Annotated in this window: 8 protein-coding genes; 6 read left to right on the top strand and 2 right to left on the bottom strand. The window is 66.1% G+C overall.

Features of this window, described 5'->3' with window-relative positions:
- Nucleotides 1–31 precede the first annotated feature (31 nt).
- The 4 genes from QCE88_RS15680 (at nt 32) to QCE88_RS15695 (ending at nt 5,536) form a co-directional block, all read left to right on the top strand.
- Nucleotides 32–1,066 carry a TRAP transporter substrate-binding protein gene (locus QCE88_RS15680; RefSeq protein ID WP_309903702.1) on the top strand — a complete coding sequence of 345 codons (1,035 nt, stop codon included), beginning with the start codon at nt 32–34 and terminating at the stop codon, nt 1,064–1,066.
- Between the two features lie 50 nt (nt 1,067–1,116).
- Nucleotides 1,117–1,650 (top strand): TRAP transporter small permease, encoded by a 534-nt coding sequence (locus tag QCE88_RS15685; RefSeq protein WP_309833859.1) that lies wholly within the window; start codon nt 1,117–1,119, stop codon nt 1,648–1,650.
- Nucleotides 1,651–1,668: 18 nt separating this feature from the next.
- Entirely contained in the window at nt 1,669–2,940 is a 1,272-nt protein-coding gene (locus QCE88_RS15690) for a TRAP transporter large permease (RefSeq protein WP_309811861.1), read from the top strand.
- Nucleotides 2,941–3,574: 634 nt separating this feature from the next.
- Nucleotides 3,575–5,536, top strand: coding sequence for an ATP-binding protein (locus tag QCE88_RS15695; protein ID WP_309903704.1), 1,962 nt, complete (start codon nt 3,575–3,577; stop codon nt 5,534–5,536).
- A 21-nt stretch (nt 5,537–5,557) separates the two neighbouring features.
- Here QCE88_RS15695 and QCE88_RS15700 read toward each other — a convergent pair whose 3' ends face one another.
- Entirely contained in the window at nt 5,558–6,604 is a 1,047-nt protein-coding gene (locus QCE88_RS15700; RefSeq protein WP_309903705.1) for a PHB depolymerase family esterase, read from the bottom strand.
- Nucleotides 6,605–6,635: 31 nt separating this feature from the next.
- The gene (locus tag QCE88_RS15705; protein WP_309906461.1) at nt 6,636–7,052 is read right to left on the bottom strand and encodes a CopG family transcriptional regulator; all 417 of its coding nucleotides are present in this window, start codon (nt 7,050–7,052) and stop codon (nt 6,636–6,638) included.
- A 407-nt stretch (nt 7,053–7,459) separates the two neighbouring features.
- Here QCE88_RS15705 and QCE88_RS15710 point away from each other — a divergent pair, with 407 nt between their 5' ends.
- Both QCE88_RS15710 and QCE88_RS15715 read left to right on the top strand, forming a co-directional pair.
- A complete protein-coding gene (locus QCE88_RS15710) occupies nt 7,460–8,782 on the top strand; it encodes an autotransporter strand-loop-strand O-heptosyltransferase (protein WP_309903707.1) in 1,323 nt (440 codons plus the stop codon).
- 92 nt (nt 8,783–8,874) lie between these two features.
- The gene (locus QCE88_RS15715) at nt 8,875–19,023 is read left to right on the top strand and encodes an AIDA repeat-containing protein (protein WP_309903709.1); all 10,149 of its coding nucleotides are present in this window, start codon (nt 8,875–8,877) and stop codon (nt 19,021–19,023) included.
- The last annotated feature ends 41 nt before the right edge of the window (nt 19,024–19,064 follow it).

Consider the following 19,064-nt stretch of genomic DNA (forward strand, 5'->3'; position numbering starts at 1 on the left):
AGGCGGTGCCCATATCGAGCAAGGAGACAACATGAGTTCGCTTTTCAAGGCGCAGGGCATGCTGCGCACAGCGATGAGCGCGGCGTTCGCCGCACTGTGCGTGGCGGCATCGTCGGGTGCAATGGCACAGGACAAGGTCGTGATGAAGCTCGGTCACACCCTGGCCCCCGACAATCACTATCAGCTCACGGCGCAGGTGTTCGCGAAGGAAGTCGCGGCGCGCACGCATGGTCATGTGGAAGTCCAGTTGTTTCCGCAGTCGCAGCTCGGCGGCGAAGTGCAGATGGCGCAAGCCTTGCGCACCGGCACACAGGATCTGATGATCTCGGCGCAGGCGCCGATCGACAACACGATCAAGCAATGGCAGATCTTCGATTTGCCGTATCTCTTCTCCAGCATGGACGAAGCGAACAACGTGCTGCAAGGACCGGTCGGCCGCAAATACCTCGACATGATGAAGCCGGTGAACATGGTCGGTCTCACGTGGCTCGCGGTGGGCGAGCGCAATCTCTTCACGACCAAGCGGCCCGTGACGTCGCTGGCGGACATGAAGGACCTCAAGGTGCGGGTGATGCAGAGTCCGGGCTATATCGCCGGTTATAAGGCGCTGGGCGCGAATCCGACGCCGCTGGCCTATAACCAGTTGTTCCTCGCCCTGTCGCAAGGGCTCGTGGATGGCGCGGATACCTCGCCGGAGCAGTTCGTGCAGGACAAGTTCTCCGATGTCGCCAAGCACTTTTACGTGACGCACGTGAACTATCTGCCGGTGGTGCTGGCGATGAGTAAGGCATCGTGGGACAAGCTCTCGCCTGCTGATCAGAAGGCCTTCCAGGAATCGGCGAAAGTGGCCGCCGACTTCGACCTGAAGGAATACAAGCGTGAGTACGATGCCGCCATCGCCACGATGAAAGCCAAGGGCATCCAGGTGACGGTCGTCGACACCGCGCCGTGGCAGCAAGCCACCAAGGCCGCGCGCGACGAACTGGTCGCGAAGATTCCCGACGGCCCCGCGCTCTATCAGGAAATCAACGCGGCCAAGCAGGCTTCGGCGGTTGCATCGAAATGACGGATGCGAACGGCGGCCGTGGTTCCAACCCGGCATCGGAGGCGACACCCATGGAGAAGCTCGCGCGCGGCCTGATGTGGATCGACGACATCGTGCTTAAGATCAATCTGTTCGTCTGTAGCTGCCTGCTGCTCGGGGCGGTGATCGTGGCCGGTCTCGGCGTGATCTTCCGCTTCGTGCTGCACGATTCCTTGTCATGGTCCGATGAGGTCTCGGCTTACCTGTTCGTGTGGCTCACCTGTCTGGGCGCGGCGGCCGGTGTGAAGCTGCGCGCGCATCCGGAAGTGCGCGTGCTGGCGGACCGCGTTCCGGCTGTGGTCGCGCCCTTGCTCAAGGACTTCACGGACTGCGCGATCCTCGCGCTCGGCGCGGTGTTCGTGCTGTACGGCACCGACATGCTCGAACTGATGGGCACCGAAACGGCCACGTCCATTCCGATTTCGATGGTCTATCCGTATCTCTCGATCCCGCTATGCGGCGCGCTGCTCGCGTTTCATTCGCTGGTGCGCATCGTGGTGTCGCATCTGGCGCCGCAGGCGCAGTCCGATGCGACGCTGGTCGAAGGCGTGTCCGATCATCTCTAGATCTCGAGGATAACCATCATGTGGGCAATCGCTTTTGGAGCAGGGCTGCTCGGGCTGGGGGTGCCGGTGGCCATCTGCATCGGCATCGCGGCGACCATCGCGCTTTCGGTGAACGGCACGCCGTTGCTCGTGATTCCGCAGCAGCTGTTTTCCAACCTCAACAACGTGGGGCTGCTGGCTATTCCGTTCTTCATGCTCACCGGCGCGATCATGGATTCGGGCGGCGTGTCGAAGCGCATCATCGAGTTTTCGCAGGCGCTCGTGGGGTTCATGCGCGGCGGGATCGGGCAGGTGACCATTGTGGCCAGCATGTTCTTCGCGGATCTCTCCGGATCGGCTACGGCGGATACGGCGGCCATCGGTTCGGTAATGATTCCGGGGATGGTGAAGAAGGGCTATAACCGGGCGTTCGCGGTGGCGTTGCAGTCGGCTGCGGGATCGCTCGGGCTGCTGTCGCCCGTGTCGATGAGCATGCTCGTCTATGCCTACACCGCGAACGTCTCGGTGGGCACGATGTTCATCGCGGGCATCATCCCGATGCTGCTTGTGGTCGCGTCGTTCATGATCGTCAACTATGTGACGGCGGTGAGGAACGACTACAGCGCGGTCGAGCCGTTCGATGCGCGCAAGCTCTGGACCACGTTCCGCGAGGCGTTCTGGGCGCTGCTCACGCCGGTCATCATTCTGGGCGGGATTCTTGGCGGGATCTTTACGCCTGTCGAAGCGGGGGTGGTGGCGGCGGTCTATGTCACGCTGGTGAGCGCTTTCGTGTTTCGCACGCTCAAGCTGTCGCACTTCAAGGACATCCTCGTGCGGACGTCGGTGAATACGACGCGGGTGTCGTTTCTGCTGGGGCTGGCGTTCGTGCTCGGGCGCTATCTCATCGAAGCGCAGATTCCGCTGCATGTCGCGAACAGCTTTCTCGCGGTGACGACCAGTGCGATCGTTCTGCTCATCCTGATCAATCTCTTTTTGATCGCGGCGCATACGGTGCTGGAGACGATATCGAGTATCGCCGTGGTGATCCCGGTGTTTCTACCGCTCGTCGTGCAGATGCATATCGATCCGATCGTGTTCGGCGTCATCGTGCTGATCAACTCGGCTATCGGCATCAACCTGCCGCCGATCGGCTTCTGTCTGTTCACGGCGGCTTCGATTGGCGGCGTGTCGGTCGAGAAGGCGACCAAGGCCATCTTGCCCTTTATCCTTGCGCTGGTCATCGACTTGCTGTTGATCATCTTCTTCCCGCATATTCCGCAGTTCCTGCCGCATCTGGTGGGGGCGAAGTAAGCGGGAGAAAGCGGCGCGGGGCATGGCATGTCCCGCTGCCCGCTGTCTTCAGGCGGCGAACGCACCTTCGAGTTGCGCGCCGTTCGACTCGATATAGCTACGCGCCCAAAGCACGGCTTCGTACTCGGCAGCCCGACTGGTCTCCATGATTGACGGGCTGATCTTCACCACTCTGGGGACCATGCCTCCGGCTCTGTGATCCCTCATTCGCGAAAAGCGCACGATACATCGCCATCCGTAGTCATCATCCCGGGTGGCAATGCATTCGACGAAATAGTCGCCAGCCTTATACATCGTCTCGTCCTCAACGCGTCATGACCTTGCGCGCGTTTCAATCAATCCACATTCGGCGGCCGTTGGATACCTTAGCAGGTGTAAGGCGATCCCGAAGCGGCAGGCGACGTCCGCATGGCGTGCCCGGCTATCGGGGCCAGCGATTGAGGCACGCTGACTTCCACGACTATCGCAACGTCCGGAATGCACCGCTTGATGACTGCCGCAAAGGCCGGTTCTGGCATGGGTGAACTGCTAAGCTAGATTGTCGGAAAGAGAATTAAAGCGCCTATAGGCGTGGCTGTTTCGAACCACGCCGTCGGCTCCGGTGCGTACGCCCAATACGTGAGGACTGGCTGACATGGTCGACGGCTTCGATAGGGACGCAGAGCCGGATGCAGATCCCGAACAGATCAGGCTTCGCGACACCGATAGCGCCAAAGGTATTTTCGAGTCGCTGCCGGTGCCGTTGCTGATCTTGCTTCCGGATAAGGACTTCACGGTAGCAGCGGCGAGCGAAGGCTATCTCAGCGAAACGCGGAGTCACCGCGACGACGTTGTCGGGCAATCGATTCTGGATGTCTACCCGCACAGTGCGTTTCCCTTCAACTCGGCGGAGACGGCGGATCTTCACGCAGCGTTGACCTCGATGGCGACGTGGAAGTCAGCCAGCGACAAGGCTGATCAACGCTTCAAGATCTCAGCGCGAGAAGGTGAAGCAGCCTCGAGATGGCGGGCCGTACAAAGGCCGGTCTTGACCGACGAAGGCGAACTTCTCTGTATCGTGCACTGGCTCGAAAAGCTGTCCAGCGCGCAACGGCTCTCTCTCGACGCGGCCCGCGAGCCGAACTACAGACGCATCGTCGACTCGCTTCCGCAATGCATATGGACTGCCCGTCCGGACGGATACATCGACTACTACAATGCGCGGTTCCGCGAGTTCATGGGAGCAGAACCGGAAGCGGCGAAAGACGGACTGTGGATCAACTTCGTTCATCCCGACGACGTAAGCCGTGCCAAACGCGAGTGGCAGGAAAGCGTGCAAAGAGGCACGCCACACGAGTCCACCTTCCGCGTGCGCTACCACACCGGCGATTACCAATGGACGCTTGTCCGCGCGATGCCGGTTCGGCAAGGAGCTGACATCGTCGAGTGGGTCGGCAGCAACACGGACATCGACGCACGCATGCTTGCCGAGGTGGAAGCGCACGTGTCGAACCGACGCAAGGATGAATTCCTCGCGATGCTCGCACACGAACTGCGCAATCCACTCGTGCCGATCAGGGCCGGCGCGGAGATGATGGCACGGCTCGGCAAGGACGACGACCGCATCGCTCACGTCGGGGACATGATCCGTCGCCAGGTGGCGCATGTGTCGACACTCATCGACGACTTGCTGGAAGCGTCGCGCGTGAACCAGAATCGTGTTTCGCTCGAAACCCATACCGTCGACTTAAAACGAGTCGTGCATGAGTCGTCCGAGCAGGTGCGCCCGCTTGTCGAAGCGCACAAGCATCGATTGACCGTCCATCTGCCGATGGAGCCGGTCTGCGTGTGCGGTGACCACAATCGCCTCGTGCAAGTGTTCAGCAATCTGCTCACGAACGCCGCGAAATACACGCCGGACGGCGGAAGCATCTCGGTCTCGGCATCGCGGGAAGACGGAGAGGCAGTCCTCAAGGTGAAAGACAATGGCAACGGCATGGAGCCGGACCTGCTGAGACGTGCATTCGATCTCTTCGAGCAGGGCGCACGAAGCGCCGCGCGCACCGAAGGCGGTTTGGGACTGGGACTCGCGCTGGTGAAAGGACTCGTCGAGCGCCAGCATGGCACGGTGACGGCGGCGAGCGAAGGACCGGGCAAGGGCAGCGAGATCACCGTGCGACTTCCGCTCGTCGCTTCCCGGGCCGACCGGATGACACCGTCCGCGCCGCCTGAGCCAATGCACGACGTCCGTCGACATCGCATTCTCCTGGTTGAGGACAATGTCGACGTTGCAGATTCGGTGGGCATGGTGCTGGAGATCCTTGGGCACGATGTCGCCATCGAGCACAACTCTCACAGTGCGATCGAGCGTGCCAGACGGGAGTCGTTCGACCGCTGCGTGCTCGATATCGGACTGCCCGATATGGATGGCTATCATCTCGCGCGCGAACTGCGCGCGCTTCCGGGCACGCGCAACGCCGTCTTCATCGCGCACACGGGCTATGGGCAGCAGGACGATAAAAAACTGTCGGCCGAGGCGGGCTTCAAACATCATCTCGTCAAGCCGGCAGCGATCCCCGACCTCGAACGCGTGCTCGCGGATGAAACGGTGACCTAGCGCGCCCTCAACCCACGAGCGTCACTCAGCCTGCCGAGGATGATTGAGAAAGAATCGAATCATCTCGGCGCTGGCGTCGGGGCCGGACGGATCCGTGTAGCTGCCGCTCGACGAGCCTCCGGCCCATGCATGCGGCGCCCCGTGAATCACCCATAGTTCGGCATCGGCGCCCGTTTGTGACGTCATGATTCGCACCGTGTGCTTTCTCGCGCTCGACGCTCCATCGGTGATGACTTCGCTTGCCGAGAACTCGCGTACCAGTTCGTTGGCGTTGGCGAGATGCACGGTTGCGTCGGCATCGCCGTGAAAGACAATCAGCGGGCATGGATGGCTGTCCGCTCGTGCGCTTCTGCGTGCATGGGACCGGGGCTGTCCACCGCGCATCGCCGCCAGCGCCGACGGCAAGTCGTGCGCGCAACCCACCGGCAGGCCCGAGTGAACGCCTGCTGCCGCGTACAGGTCGGGATAGGTTTGCGCGAGAACCGCGGCCATCGCGCCACCGGCGGAGAGGCCCGCCACGTAGACCCGTTTCGGATCGATGTTGTGGTTCGCCATGATCTCGCGCGTGATGCCCGCAATCAGTGACGGCTCTCCCTGATCGCGCTGCTGATCGGAGGGCTTGAACCAGTTCCAGCATTTCGATGCGTTCGCGCTTTGCGGCTGAACCGGATAAGCGACGATGAAGCCGTGCGTGTCGGCAAGCGCGTTCATCCGGGTGCCGGCGGCGAAGTCGTCGGCGTCCTGGGTGCAGCCGTGCAGCATGATCACCAGAGGTAAGGGTTCACTGCGAGGTAATGTCGGAACGTAGATTTTGTAATCACGTTGACCGACGGCGCTGACATGACGTTGCGTGCTGAACTGCCCTTGCTGTCCGGTTTGCTCGTTGGTGGCGCGCCGCCGGGGCTGCAAAAGGTCTGCGAAGCCGGTCTTGTCACGCGGGTCTGCCGCGTCCGTCTTTTCGCCATGCATGGCGCGTTTGACGACCTCCGCGGCCGCCGCAGGGTCATTGCTGCGAAAGAGGGCGAAGGCCTCTTTCATCGAATCCAGAAATCCGTCGTTGAGTTTCATTTTTCTTCCATGAGCGGGAAACACGAGAGCATTAGCGGATGCGATCCGCCAATGCCGCCTTGACCGCAGGTGACGCATGAAGCGCGCCGCGAACCAGGATGGAGTCGATCGCGGCCAGCGCGAGTTCGGGCGAGACATCGGAAGCGATGCTCGCGAGGCCCAGCACCTGAATCCTGAGTCGCTGATTGGCTGCGCACGCTGCTTCGAGGTCTTGCCTCGAAAAATGCTGAAGGCCCAGGACCAGTTCGCGACGGGTCACGGTCTCCTTCACGGCCGGCGCGTGGACGGCGAGCTGGTTGCGGATGGCCGTGCGGATCAAGTCCGTACGGTTCGAGTAAAAGCCTTCTTCGACCAGCAGATCGATCTGACCCAGGTCGACCGGGCCGAGATTGATCGTGATTTTTTCGCTTTCGCTGCCGCGCGAGCGTTCCAGCGTCTCTTTGGTCATCTTGGAAAGTTCTCCGGTTACCATCCATGTGGATGGTATCGGGCTGGTTTCAAGAGGGTTTGGCGAGAATTTTGAGATGAAATGCAGATGTCCTTCAGGCTGCCTATTCATGACCAAGCATGACCAAGCCTTAGGCAATAATTACCGTCCCTGAAAGTAATATTAAATAAAACCAGAAAACATTCTTCAGGACCTAAATTACCGGCCGTTAAGGAACTGGCCTAGCGTTCCAAGCCGGTGTAAGGCGTCGCGAGGCGGTCACGAATCCCCGAGTTCTCCCTTTGCGACGCCGTTGCAAGCCAGGCCCAGACATCTCGCATCTCGTGTTGTACCGCTGCGCTTTGAATCGACGCGTTGTACCGGTCAGGAGCCATCGTCCCGAAGGTCTTTGAAGAGGCCTGCGGTTCATGTCCGACTCCTTGCCTTCGATGACCGCCTCGATCCCCCACGACATCCTCGCCGTCCCCGCAGCGGGCGATACGCCGCCCGTCGCCGCCGTGCCCGTGCGCCTCGTCTCCACCAACGGCACGCCGAAGCCGCCCTTTCCGCTGCCCGCCCCCACGCCGACCCAGGACGCGGGCCAGGGCGTGCGCTTCGACTTTAACGACGGCTGTCGCGTGACGCTGCCGGAAGGCGAATGGCATGTGGTCCTGCGCGACACGGAAACCGGCAACGTGCTGTTCGAGACGGACATCGGCGCGGGCGCGGTGACGAGCGGCAAGAAATATTTCGTGCCCTTCGAACTGGAAGTGCAGAAGCGCGGCAAGGACGCGGACGCGGCCATCCTGCATCGCTACGACGCGAAGGACCGTGAGGTGCTGATCCAGTTTCCGGTCGGCACGCTCGGCGACCTGGTGGGCTGGTTTCCCTACGCCGTCAAGTTCCAGCGCAAGCATGGCTGCCGCCTGACGTGCTCGATGTCCGCGCTGATCGCGCCGCTGTTTCGCCGCGCCTACCCTGAAATCGAATTCATCACGCCGGAGGAAGTCGATCCGGCGCGCTACTACGCGACCTACAACATCGGCCTGTTCTTCGACGACGAAGCGCACACCCATCAGCCGGTCGACTTTCGGCATGTCGGCCTGCATCGCACGGCGGGACATATCCTCGGTGTCGATCCCGAAGAGATGCGCCCCGAGATGGTCCTCGCCGACGATTCGCGTCCGATTGAAGAGCGCTATGTCTGCATCGCCGTGCAAAGCTCGACGCAGTGCAAGTACTGGAATCACCCGACCGGCTGGCGCGAGATCGTCACGTTCCTGAAGGAAGCGGGTTATCGCGTGATCTGCATCGACCAGAAGGCGACGCACGGCTCCGGACTCGTGTGGAACCACATCCCGCACGGCGCGGAAGACCAGACCGGCGACCGTTCGCTTGAAGAGCGCGCGCGCTGGCTGAAGCATGCGGACTTCTTCGTCGGCCTGTCGAGCGGACTGGCGTGGCTCGCGTGGGCCTGCGGCATTCCGGTCGCGATGATCAGCGGCTTCACCCATGAGAACAACGAATTCGCGACACCTTTCCGCGTGATCAATTACCACGCCTGCAACGGCTGCTGGAACGACGTTCGTCAACGCTTCGACCACCAGGATTTCTTCTGGTGTCCGCGCCACAAGGACACGCCGCGGCAGTTCGAATGCACGCGCCTCATCACACCCGAACAGGTCCGACGCACGCTGCGCCGCATCCCGGGCTTCGGCGTGGGCCTCGAGCCTGTCGCGCCGCAAGCCTGATCGCGTCCACCGGTCACGCCCGAGCACACATCGATTTTTGACGCGCGTCCCGCTCACGTGGGCGCGCGACACGCACATACCAATACGAATAAATGAAGCCGCTTACTTTTCGCCGTAAATTCTGCCTGCACATGTTCGGCAACCGCGGACAGCGCGCCTCGCGCCTGCTCGCCGGTCTGTTCTCGCTGCTGGGCTTGCAGGCGCTCGTCGCCGCGCCGGCGCACGCCGTGCCTGTCACGCCGCAGCCGACCGATTACACCGCAACGGTCTCCAGCGGCTCGACGGTCTCCGGCGAGTCGGTGACGTCCGGTTTGCAGACGGTTGCCGCGGGCGGCCGCACGTCGAGCGTGACGGTCAGCGACGGCGGCGAGCAGCATCTCGCGTCGGGCGGCACGTCGATGCAGACGACGGTCAACGCAGCGGGCTTGCAGAGCGTCGCGGGCACGGCCACGTCGACGATCATCAACGCCAATGGCACCCAGACCGTCCAGACAGGCGGCACGGCGGCGTCGACGACCATCAATGCGGACGGCACGCAGAACGTGACGGGCGGAACGGCGAGTGCATCGACCGTGTACGGCACGCAGAACGTGAGTTCGGGTGTCGCCAGTGCATCGACGATCCAGAGCGGCGGCACGCAGAACCTGTCGGGCGGCGCGGCAATCGCATCGACTGTCTACGGCACGCAGAACGTGAGCTCGGGTGTCGCCGGTTTATCGAAGATCCAGAGCGGCGGCACGCAAAACGTGCTGAGTGGCGGTGTTGCGTCGAGCACCTCGGTGCTCAACGGCGGCACGCAGGACGTCAAGGCCGGCGGCACCGCCAGGGGCGTGACGGTATCGGCGGGCGGCAGCGCCGTGTTCGAAGCAGGCGCGACGGCGAGCGGCATCGTGCTGTCCTCGGGTTCGGTGATCTCGGCGACGACGTCCGGCTCGATCAGCGGCATCGATGCCGGCAACCGCGCCTTCAATGTGACGGGCGGTAACGCCAACGGATTCGTGCTGAGCTCCGGCAGCCAGCTCGACGTGCTCGCCATGCAGCATTCCACGGGTACCGTGGTCAGCGCGGGCGGCGTGGAGAACGTGTCCGCCGGCGGCTTCAGCACGGCCACGAGCGTCCTGGGCGGCACGCAGAACGTCAACGGCGGGGTGGCAACCTCGTCGCTCATCACGAGCGGCGGCGCGCAGAACGTCGATGGCGGCCTCGCCACCAGCACGACGATCACGAGCGGCGGCACGCAAACCATCTCCGATCGCGGTTACGCCAACATCGCGACCGTCACCTCGGGCGGCAGTCAGATCGTGTCGGCAGGCGGCAGCGCGATTGCGGCGACCATCGGCTATGGCGGCAACCAGATCGTCGCGGGCGGGGCGGCCGACGGCACCATCGTCAACTCCGGCGGTGGCGTAACCGTGTCGGCAGGCGGCACGTTGACGGGCGCGCAGATCAACAGCGGCGCGAGCGCAAGCGTGCTCGCGGGCGGCAGCGCGAACGGTTCGATGCTGAGCGGCACCGTCTCCTACTTTGCAACACAATCCGTGGCAGGCGTCGAGAGCGGCACGACGGTCGGCTTCGCGGCGCAGGACACGGTGCTCTCGGGCGGCGTGGCCGATGCCACGCTGGTCAGCGGCACCTACGCCACGCAGACTGTCAATTCGGGCGGCGCGACCAATAACGCGGTGGTCTCGGCGGGCGGCCGGATCGACGTGAACTCGGGCGCCAGCGCGACCTCGGGCACCATCAACGCGGGCGGCACGTTCGAAGTGGAATCGGGCGCCACGGCTGTGGGCATCGTGCAGAACTCGGGCGGCGGGCTGGTCGCGACGACATCCTCGACCGTGCTCTCCGGCACCAACACGCGCACGGGCGGCACGGACTTCTCGATCGCCGACAACCTCGCGACGCACACGCAGATCACCGACACGGGTCATCTCACCGTGCTGGCGGGCGGCTCGGCGCACGACACGGTGTACTCGGCGGGCGGCATCTTCCAGGTCGATGCGAACGGCAAGGCCGATATGGTCGTGCAGGGCGCGGGCGGCCAGATCATCACGAATACGTCGGCGACCATCACGAGTGCGCAGACGGCGGACGGCCGTATGTTCTGGGTGCAGAGCAACGTTGCCTCGGGCGTGATGCTCGATGGCAGCGCGGCCAAGCTCACGGTCAACGAAGGCGGCTTCGCGAACGACACGCTGCTTTCGGCTGGCACGTTGCAGGTGGATGCGGGCGGCTCGGCCAATCTCGTGAACCAGAGCGCGGGCGCGGGACTGATCACCAACACCTCGGCAACGATCTCGAACGGCTCGAACACGCACGGCAACTTCAGCGTGGCGAACAACGTCGCGACGAATCTGGTGATCGAATACACCGGCGATCTCACAGTGTTGAGCAACGGCTCCGCCGTCTCGACGACGGTCGGCTCGGGCGGCCGCGTGACGGTCAACAGCGGCGGCATCGCCACCTCCACGACGGTCGCGAACAACGGCACCTTCGCGGTGGATGCGGGCGGCAACGCGCAAACCGTGACGATGGACGCGGGCGGCGCGCTCATCACCAACACGTCGGCGACGATCACGGACGCACACAACTCGATCGGCGGCTTCATCGTCAGCGGGAACTACGCATCGAACGTGATCGCCGAGAACGGCGGCCAGTTCACCGTGCTCTCCGGCGGCCTCGCAAGCGCGACGACCGTCAACAGCCGCGGCAGCCTGATCGTCTCGGGCGGCGAGGCACGGGGTGCGACGATCAACAGCGGGGGTAACGCCGTGGTGAGCGGCGGCACGCTCAACAATGCGACCGTCACCAACTCGGGCATGCTCACGACCTCGGGCGGCGTGACCAACGACACGACCGTCACCGCAGGCGGCGACGTCTACGTGCGCGGCGGCGTCACCAACAACACGCAGTTGCAGAGCGGCGCATTCGAGAGCGTGAACGGCGGCGAGTCGGTGGGCACGACGGTCGGCGCGGGCGCGAGGCAGGAAGTGTGGGGCGGCCAGACGAGCGGCACGGTGCTTCAAGGCGGCGCGCAGACGATCTACGGCGGCACGACCTTCGACACGCAGTTCAACAACGGCACGCTGACCGTATCGGGCGGCACCGCGAGCGGCACGGTGGCGGCGAACGGCACGGTCGTCAATGTGGTCGGCGGCGCGACGGCAGGCACGCAACTTCAGGCAGGCGCGAGCCAGGTGGTCACGAGCGGCCATGCGAACGGCACGGTCATCTCGGCGGGCGCGAGCCAGACGATTGCCGTCTCGGGCTATGCGTCGGGCACGCAGATCCAGGGCGGCGTCGAAGACGTGAGCGGATCGAGCGTGGCGGCGACGGTGTCGGCGGGCGGCCGCCAGACGGTTCACGGCAGCGGCGCCAGCACCACCTCGGCGACGGTCCTGACGGGCGGCACGATCACGCTGACCAACAGCGCATCGGCCAATGGCGCGCAGGTGGACGGCGGCACGTTGACCGTGTCGGCGGGCACTTCCGCGACGCGCACCGAAGTCTCGTCGGGCGGCACGCTTGCCGTGCTGGGCGGCGGCTCGGCGAGCTACAGCACGATCGGCGTAAGTGGCACGCAAACCGTCGCGAACGGCGGCGTGACCTCGCAAGACACCATTTCCGGCGGCACCCAGACGATCTCGGGCGGCGGCATTGCGAACGGCGCGACCGTTCTCGCGGGCGGCTCGCAAACCGTCGCGGCGTCCGCGGTCGCCAGCGGCACCATCGTCTCGTCGGGCGGTACGCAAAACGTGAGCGGCGGCGTGGCGCAAGGCACCTCGATCGCAGGCGGCACGCAGGTGTTGTCCAGCGGCGGCACCGCCAGCGGCACGACCATCACCGCCGGCACGCAGCAAGTCGGCGTGGGCGGCGTGGCGAACAGCACGATCGTCGCGGGCGGACAGCAAGAAGTGATGTCGGGTGGGCGCGCGAGTGCCGGCACGGTTCGGAGCGGCGGCACGGTCGCAGTCGATGCGGGCGGCGCGGTCGGTGGCCTGACGATGAACTCAGGCGGCGCGCTCACGCTGAGCGCGGGCGGTTCGGCGCTCAACGTCACTCAACAGGACGGCGCGATCCTCACCGCCGATACCGCCGGTCTGCTCTCGGGCACCGGTCCGAACGGCTCGTCGTTCCGCATCAGCGGCAATATCGCCTCGGGCGCGCCGGTCATGACCGGCGGCCGGCTCCCCGGGCTCGCGGGCGGGTCGTCGACTGGCTCGAGCGTCGGCAGCGCCGGGCAGGAAGCGGTGCAGAGCGGCGGCGTGACCACCGGCGCGCAGGTCCGGACGTCCGGTCTTCAGACGGTCGCGGCGGGTGCATCGTCGATCAGTGCGACGGTCGCGGGCGAGCAGGAGGTCGATGGCGTCGCGAGCGGCACGGTCGTCGCGGCGGGCGGCGCGCAGACGGTGAATTCGGGCGGCGCGGCGTCGGGCACGATCGTCAAGGCGCAGGGCTCGATGACAATTGCCGATGGCGCCACGGCCACGAGCGCCGTCATTTCGGGCGGCACGCAGACGGTGGAAGCAGGCGGCAACGCGAACGGCACGACGATCTTCGCCGGCGCGCAGAACGTGTCCGGCTCGGCGAGCAACACCGTGGTCAGCGGCGGCGTGCAGAACGTCGCGGCGGACGGCAACGCCAGCGGCACGCAGGTCTACGCGAACGGCGCGCAGAACGTGTCGGGCGGCGCGGCGGTCTCGACCGAGATTCACTCCGGCGGCGTGCAGACCGTCAGCAACAGCGGTCATGCCGACGGCACGCAAGTGGGCGCGGGCGGTCTCGTCAGCGCATCGACGGGCGGCACGCTCAATAGCGCGACGATCGCTTCCGGCGGTTCGGCAGTGCTCGACGCGGGCGGCGTCTCGATGGCCGCTTCCGTGCTCTCGGGCGGCGCGCAGTCGGTGTTGTCGGGCGGCGTGGCGAGCGTGACGACCGTCGCGAACGGCGGCTCGCTCGACGTGGGCGCGGGCGGCAGCGCGTCGTCGGCTTCGGTATTGAGCGGCGGCACGATTGCGGTGTCCTCGGGCGCGACCGCGACGCATCTCGATCAGCAAAGCGGCGCCGCGTTCATCGCGGATACCGGTGCGACGGTCAGCGGCCACAACGCGAACGGCGCTTTCTCGATCATCGATAACCACGCGTCCAACGTGTTGGTCGAGAACGGCGGACAGCTCACGGTGTCGTCGAACGGTAGCGCAAGCGGTACGCAGGTCGGCTTGGGCGGTGTCGAGCAAGTAACGGAAGGCGGTGTGGCGAGCGGCACGTCGGTGGCTGGCGGCGGCGCACAGAACGTGGCTTCCGGCGGCAGCGCCAGCGGCACGACGGTGTTCACGGGCGGCTCGCAGACGGTCAGCGCAGGCGGTTTCGCGAGCGGCTCGGTGCTCTCGGGCGGCGCGCAATCGGTCGCGGGCAGCGCGACGGGCACGATGGTTTCGGCAGGCGGCGATCAATTCGTTCTGGACGGCGCGAGCGTGACTGCCACGAACGTCGGCTCGGGCGGCGTGCAGCATGTGCTGGGCGGCGTCGCGAGCGGCACGACGGTCACGACCAGCGGCGTGCAGGACGTGCAAATCGGCACTGCGCTGGGCACGGTGCTCTCGGGCGGTGTGCAGGTCGTTCAGATAGCAGGCGTCGCGAGCGGCACGCAGATCGGCGATGGCGGACAGCAGGTCGTGGCCTTCGGCGGCACGTCGAACGATACCGAAGTGCAGGCGGGCGGCTTGCAGGAAGTCGCTACTGACGGCACGGTCTCGGGCACGCACGTCGCGAGCGGCGGCCAGCAGTCGGTCGATGCGGGCGGCTACGCATCGGGCGGCACGATCGACGCCGGCGGTACGCAGGTCGTCAGCGGCAACGTGAGCGGTACGGCGGTGTCCGGTGCGCAGACGGTCGCTTCGGGCGGCACGGCGGAAGGCACGACGCTCACCGGCGCGAATGCCACGCAAATGATCTCGAGCGGTGGCACGGCATCGGCCGGCAGCGTGGCGAGCGGCGCGGTCCAGACCGTGGCGTCGGGCGGTGTTGCCGAAGGCGTCACGGTGGGGGCGTCGGGCACGCAGAGCGTGTCGGGCTGGGCGCTCGGTTCGGTGATCTCGGGCGGCACGCAGGAAATCGCGGCGGGCGGCTCGGCGACGAGCGCGACCATCGAAAGCGGCGGTGCGCAGAACGTGCAGTCGGGCGGCATCGCGGGCTTCACGACGATCAGCAGCGGCGGCACGCAGACTGTCGCGTCGTCGGGCGTTGCGGGCTTCACCTTGATCGGCGAGGGCGGCGCGCAGACCGTTCAGTCGGGTGGCAGCGCTTTCATTTCGCTCATCGATGGCGGCGGCAAGCTGACGGTATCCGGCGGCGCCTATGCCAGCGCAGTGATGCAACAGGCAGGCGGCGCGCTCGTCGCGGACACGTCCGCGACCATCCTCAACGGCTCGAACACGCTCGGCAGCTTCGGCGTGGTGAGCGGCGTCGCGTCGGGCTTGCTCGTCGAGAACGGCGGCAGCTTCACGGTGCTGTCGGGCGGTCAGTCGCTCGATACGCATGTCGGCAGCGCGGGTCTTGAAACCGTGGCGTCGGGCGGCGTCGCGTCGGGCACGATGGTGTCCGGCGGCACGCAGACCGTGCGCGGCACGGCCAGCGGCACGACGGTGCTGGCAAGCGGCACGCAGACGGTCGCGGCGGGCGGCGTCTCTGACGCGACCGTGGTAGCCGGCGGCACGCAGGTCGTGAACGGCACCGCGAACGCCACGCAAGTCAGCTCGGCGGGCAAGGTGTCGGTCGGTTCCGGCGGACAGGCGCTCGATACGCAGATTGGCGCGGGCGGCGCGGTGACAGTGGCATCGGCGGGCGTTGCAAGCGGCAGCGTGATCAGCGCGGGCGGCTCGCAAGTCGTGAGCGTCGGCGGCCAGGCAAGCGGCACGACGATTGGCGCGGGCGGTGTCGAAACCGTGGCGTCGGGCGGACGGTCGACGCAGGCAACCGTGACGAGCGGCGGCACGCAAAGCGTTGCATCCGGCGGCACGGCGAGCGGCACGGCGGTGTCGGGCGGCGGCGTGCAACTGGTGCAGTCGGGCGGCGTGGCCTCGGCGACGTCGATTCTGTCAGGCGGCGTGCAGAACCTCGCGGCCGGCGGCAGCGCGGTATCGACGCTGGTGCAAGGCGGCGGCCTGCAAACCGTGCAGACCGGCGCGACCGCGCTGGCCACGACGGTCGCGAGCGGCGGCGTGCAGGACGTGGCGTCCGGCGGCATGGCTACCGGCACGGTCGTCAGCGCGGGCGGCGTGCAGCGCGTGTCGTCGGGCGGCAATGCGGGCTCGGTGACGCTCGGCAGCGGCGGCAACCAGTATGTGAGCTCGGGCGGCGCGGCCAACGGCGTCTCGGTGACGGACGGCGGCACGCAGACCGTGCTCGCGGGCGGCAACGTCAGCGGCACGAACGTGTCGAGCGGCGGCACGCAAGCCGTGTCGTCGGGCGGCAGCTCGACGCAGGCCGTGGTGTCGAACGGCGGCCAGCAGACGGTCGCCTCGGGCGGCACGGCCAGCGGCACCGTGGTTCACAGCGGCGGCGCGCTGACCGTATCGAGCGGCGGCGCGGCGGGCAGCGTGATCGTCGAAGGTGGCGGCAAGACCACGGTCAACAGCGCGGGCAGCGCGACGCTCAGCCAGGCCTCCGGCGCGGCGCTCGTCACCAACACCTCGGCGACGCTCAGCGGCACCAATGCAAGCGGCGCGTTCCAGGTCGCGGGCAATGTCGGGTCGAACGTGCTGGTCGAGAACGGCGGCGTGTTCGACGTGTTGGCGGGCGGTGTCGCGAGCGGCACGCAAGTGGGCTCGGGCGGCACGGAGCAGGTGTCGTCGGGCGGCAGGTCGATGCGCTCGGTCATCGTCGGCGGCATGCAGCGCGTGTCGGCGGGCGGCTCGGCGACCGGTGCGAGCATCGGCGCGGCCGGCGTGCAGCAAGTCGCGTCGGGCGCCAATGCGCTCGACACGACGATCGCCGCAGGCGGCAGCCAGACGGTCGCGGGCGTGGCCAGCAACACGACGATCTCGGGCGGCACGCAGACGGTGACGTCAGGCGGTGCGGCCCTGGGCGCGACCGTGTCGAACGGCGGCGCGCAGAACGTGAGTTCGGGCGGCCTCGCGATCGTGACGACGCTGACTTCCGGCGGCACGCAGACCTTGAGCGCAGGCGGCTCCGCACGCTGGACGACCGTCGAAGGCGGCACGCAGAACATCCTCGCGGGCGGCGTGGCGAACGACACGACCGTCAACGCGGGCGGCCTGCAATACGTCGATGGCGCGATCGAAGGCTATGCCTACAACACCGTGGTCAACAGCGGCGGCGTGCAGCAGGTGGCATTCGGCGGCTATGCGGGCGGCGCGACGATCAACAGCGGCGCGTTGCAGGAAGTGCAGGCGGACGGCATCGCGAGCGGCACGACGGTGAACGGCGGCACGCAGGTGGTCAGCTCGGGCGGCACGGCGCAGGACACCACGCTGAATGCGGGCGGTATGCAGCGCGTGAACGCGGGCGCGATTGTCAGCAGCACGCTGGTGAACAGCGGCGGCACGCTGACCGGCGACGGCGACGTGGCCGGCGTGCACGTGACGGCCGGCGGCCTGGTGCAGAACCTGGCGAGCGCGAGCCTCGGCATCGTCGATGACGGCGGCACCGTGCAGGTCGATACGGTCACGGCGGCGAACGTCGCGGTGAACAGCGGCGGCGTGCTGAAGGGCAGCGGCACGCTGACCGGCAATGCGTCGATCAACGCGGGCGGCACGCTCGCCGCGACGACGCCGGGCCAGACGCTGCATGTGAACGGCAACCTCGCGCTCAACGATGGTTCGGTGTTCGCGGTCGGTGCGAACGCGGCGGGCCAGACGGGCAGCGTCGCGGTGACGGGCGATGTCAGCATTGCGCAGAGCGGCGCGAACGGCGGCGCGACGGTCGTCGTGAACGCCGTGCCGGATGCGTGGAAGGCCAACACGAAGTACACGATCCTGACCTACACGGGCGCGCTCAACGGTTCGTTCGCGGGCGTCTCGATGGACTACGCGTACCTCGTGCCGACGCTCAGCTACGCGCCGCAGGAAGTGGATCTGACCTTGAAGATCGCGTCGATTTTCTATCAGACGGGCGAGTTCGCGGGCTTCGGCATGGTGGGTCAGAACCGCAACCAGTTGCAGGTGGCGAGCGCGTTGAACCGCATTCTCGCTGCGGGCGGCAATGCGGTGACCGACAAGCTGCTGTTCGCGACGAAGGCGGGCGCGCAGTCGGCGCTGTCGCAGCTGACCGGCGACGAAGCCACCGGCCTGTTGCGCATCGCGCGGCAGAGCACGGAGGCGTTCGGCAACACGGTGGGCGAGCGTCTGACGCAGGCGGGGCTGGAGCGTCCGTCGAACGATGTATGGGCGACGGTGCGTTATGGCCAGTCGCACGCATCGGGCGATGCAGCGCTCGGCAGTCATGCGCTGGATGCGCGTACGAGTTCGCTTGCGATCGGCTTCGACCGCGAAGTGCTGCGTGATGTGCGCGCGGGCGTGGCTGTCGATGCGGACTACAGCGATCTCGGCTTCAACACGCCGGGTTCGAGCGGTCATGCAAACGGCTGGCAGGCGCTGATCTACGGCGCATGGCAACCGGCGGCGCAGCCGTTCTTTGCGCGCGGCATGGCGGGCATCGGTCGCTGGAGCAACTCGGTGAACCGCGTGGTCGCGCTGGATGGCATGTCGGGCACGCCGCAAGGCAGCGTCGAGACGCGTTCGACGACGGCTTATGCGGAAGGCGGTCTGAACCTCCATCTGCGTGACGACATGATGCTGCAACCGTATCTCGGCATGCGTGTGGGCCGTTATAGCCAGGACGGTTTTGGCGAAGGCAAGGGCAACGACTTCGATCTCGTCTATCAGGGCAGCAGCCAGGCCGCGACGACAGGCATTGCGGGCGTGCGTTACTTGCTGAAGCAGAAGCGGGCGAGCGGCGCGAGCAACACGTGGGAAGTGGATGTCAACGTGCAGCAGCGTTTTGGCAGTCTGGACCAGCAGCTCAATGCCGCGTTCGCGACGGCGCCGGGGTCGGTGTACCAGGTGTCGGGTACGCCGCTGGCGCGCACCGTCGGGCATGTGGCGACGGGCGGCTCGTGGGAGATCGGGAAGCATGCTTCGGTGTTTGCGCGCGCTGCCGTGGATTTCGGCAAGCATGAGCAGGACTACAGCGGGGTCGCGGGGGTGAACTGGAAGTGGTAAGTAGGGCGGCGCGTGCGCCGCTTTGTGAAGTGTGTTGATTC

This window comes from Caballeronia sp. LZ035, from assembly GCF_031451175.1.
Lineage (GTDB): Bacteria > Pseudomonadota > Gammaproteobacteria > Burkholderiales > Burkholderiaceae > Caballeronia.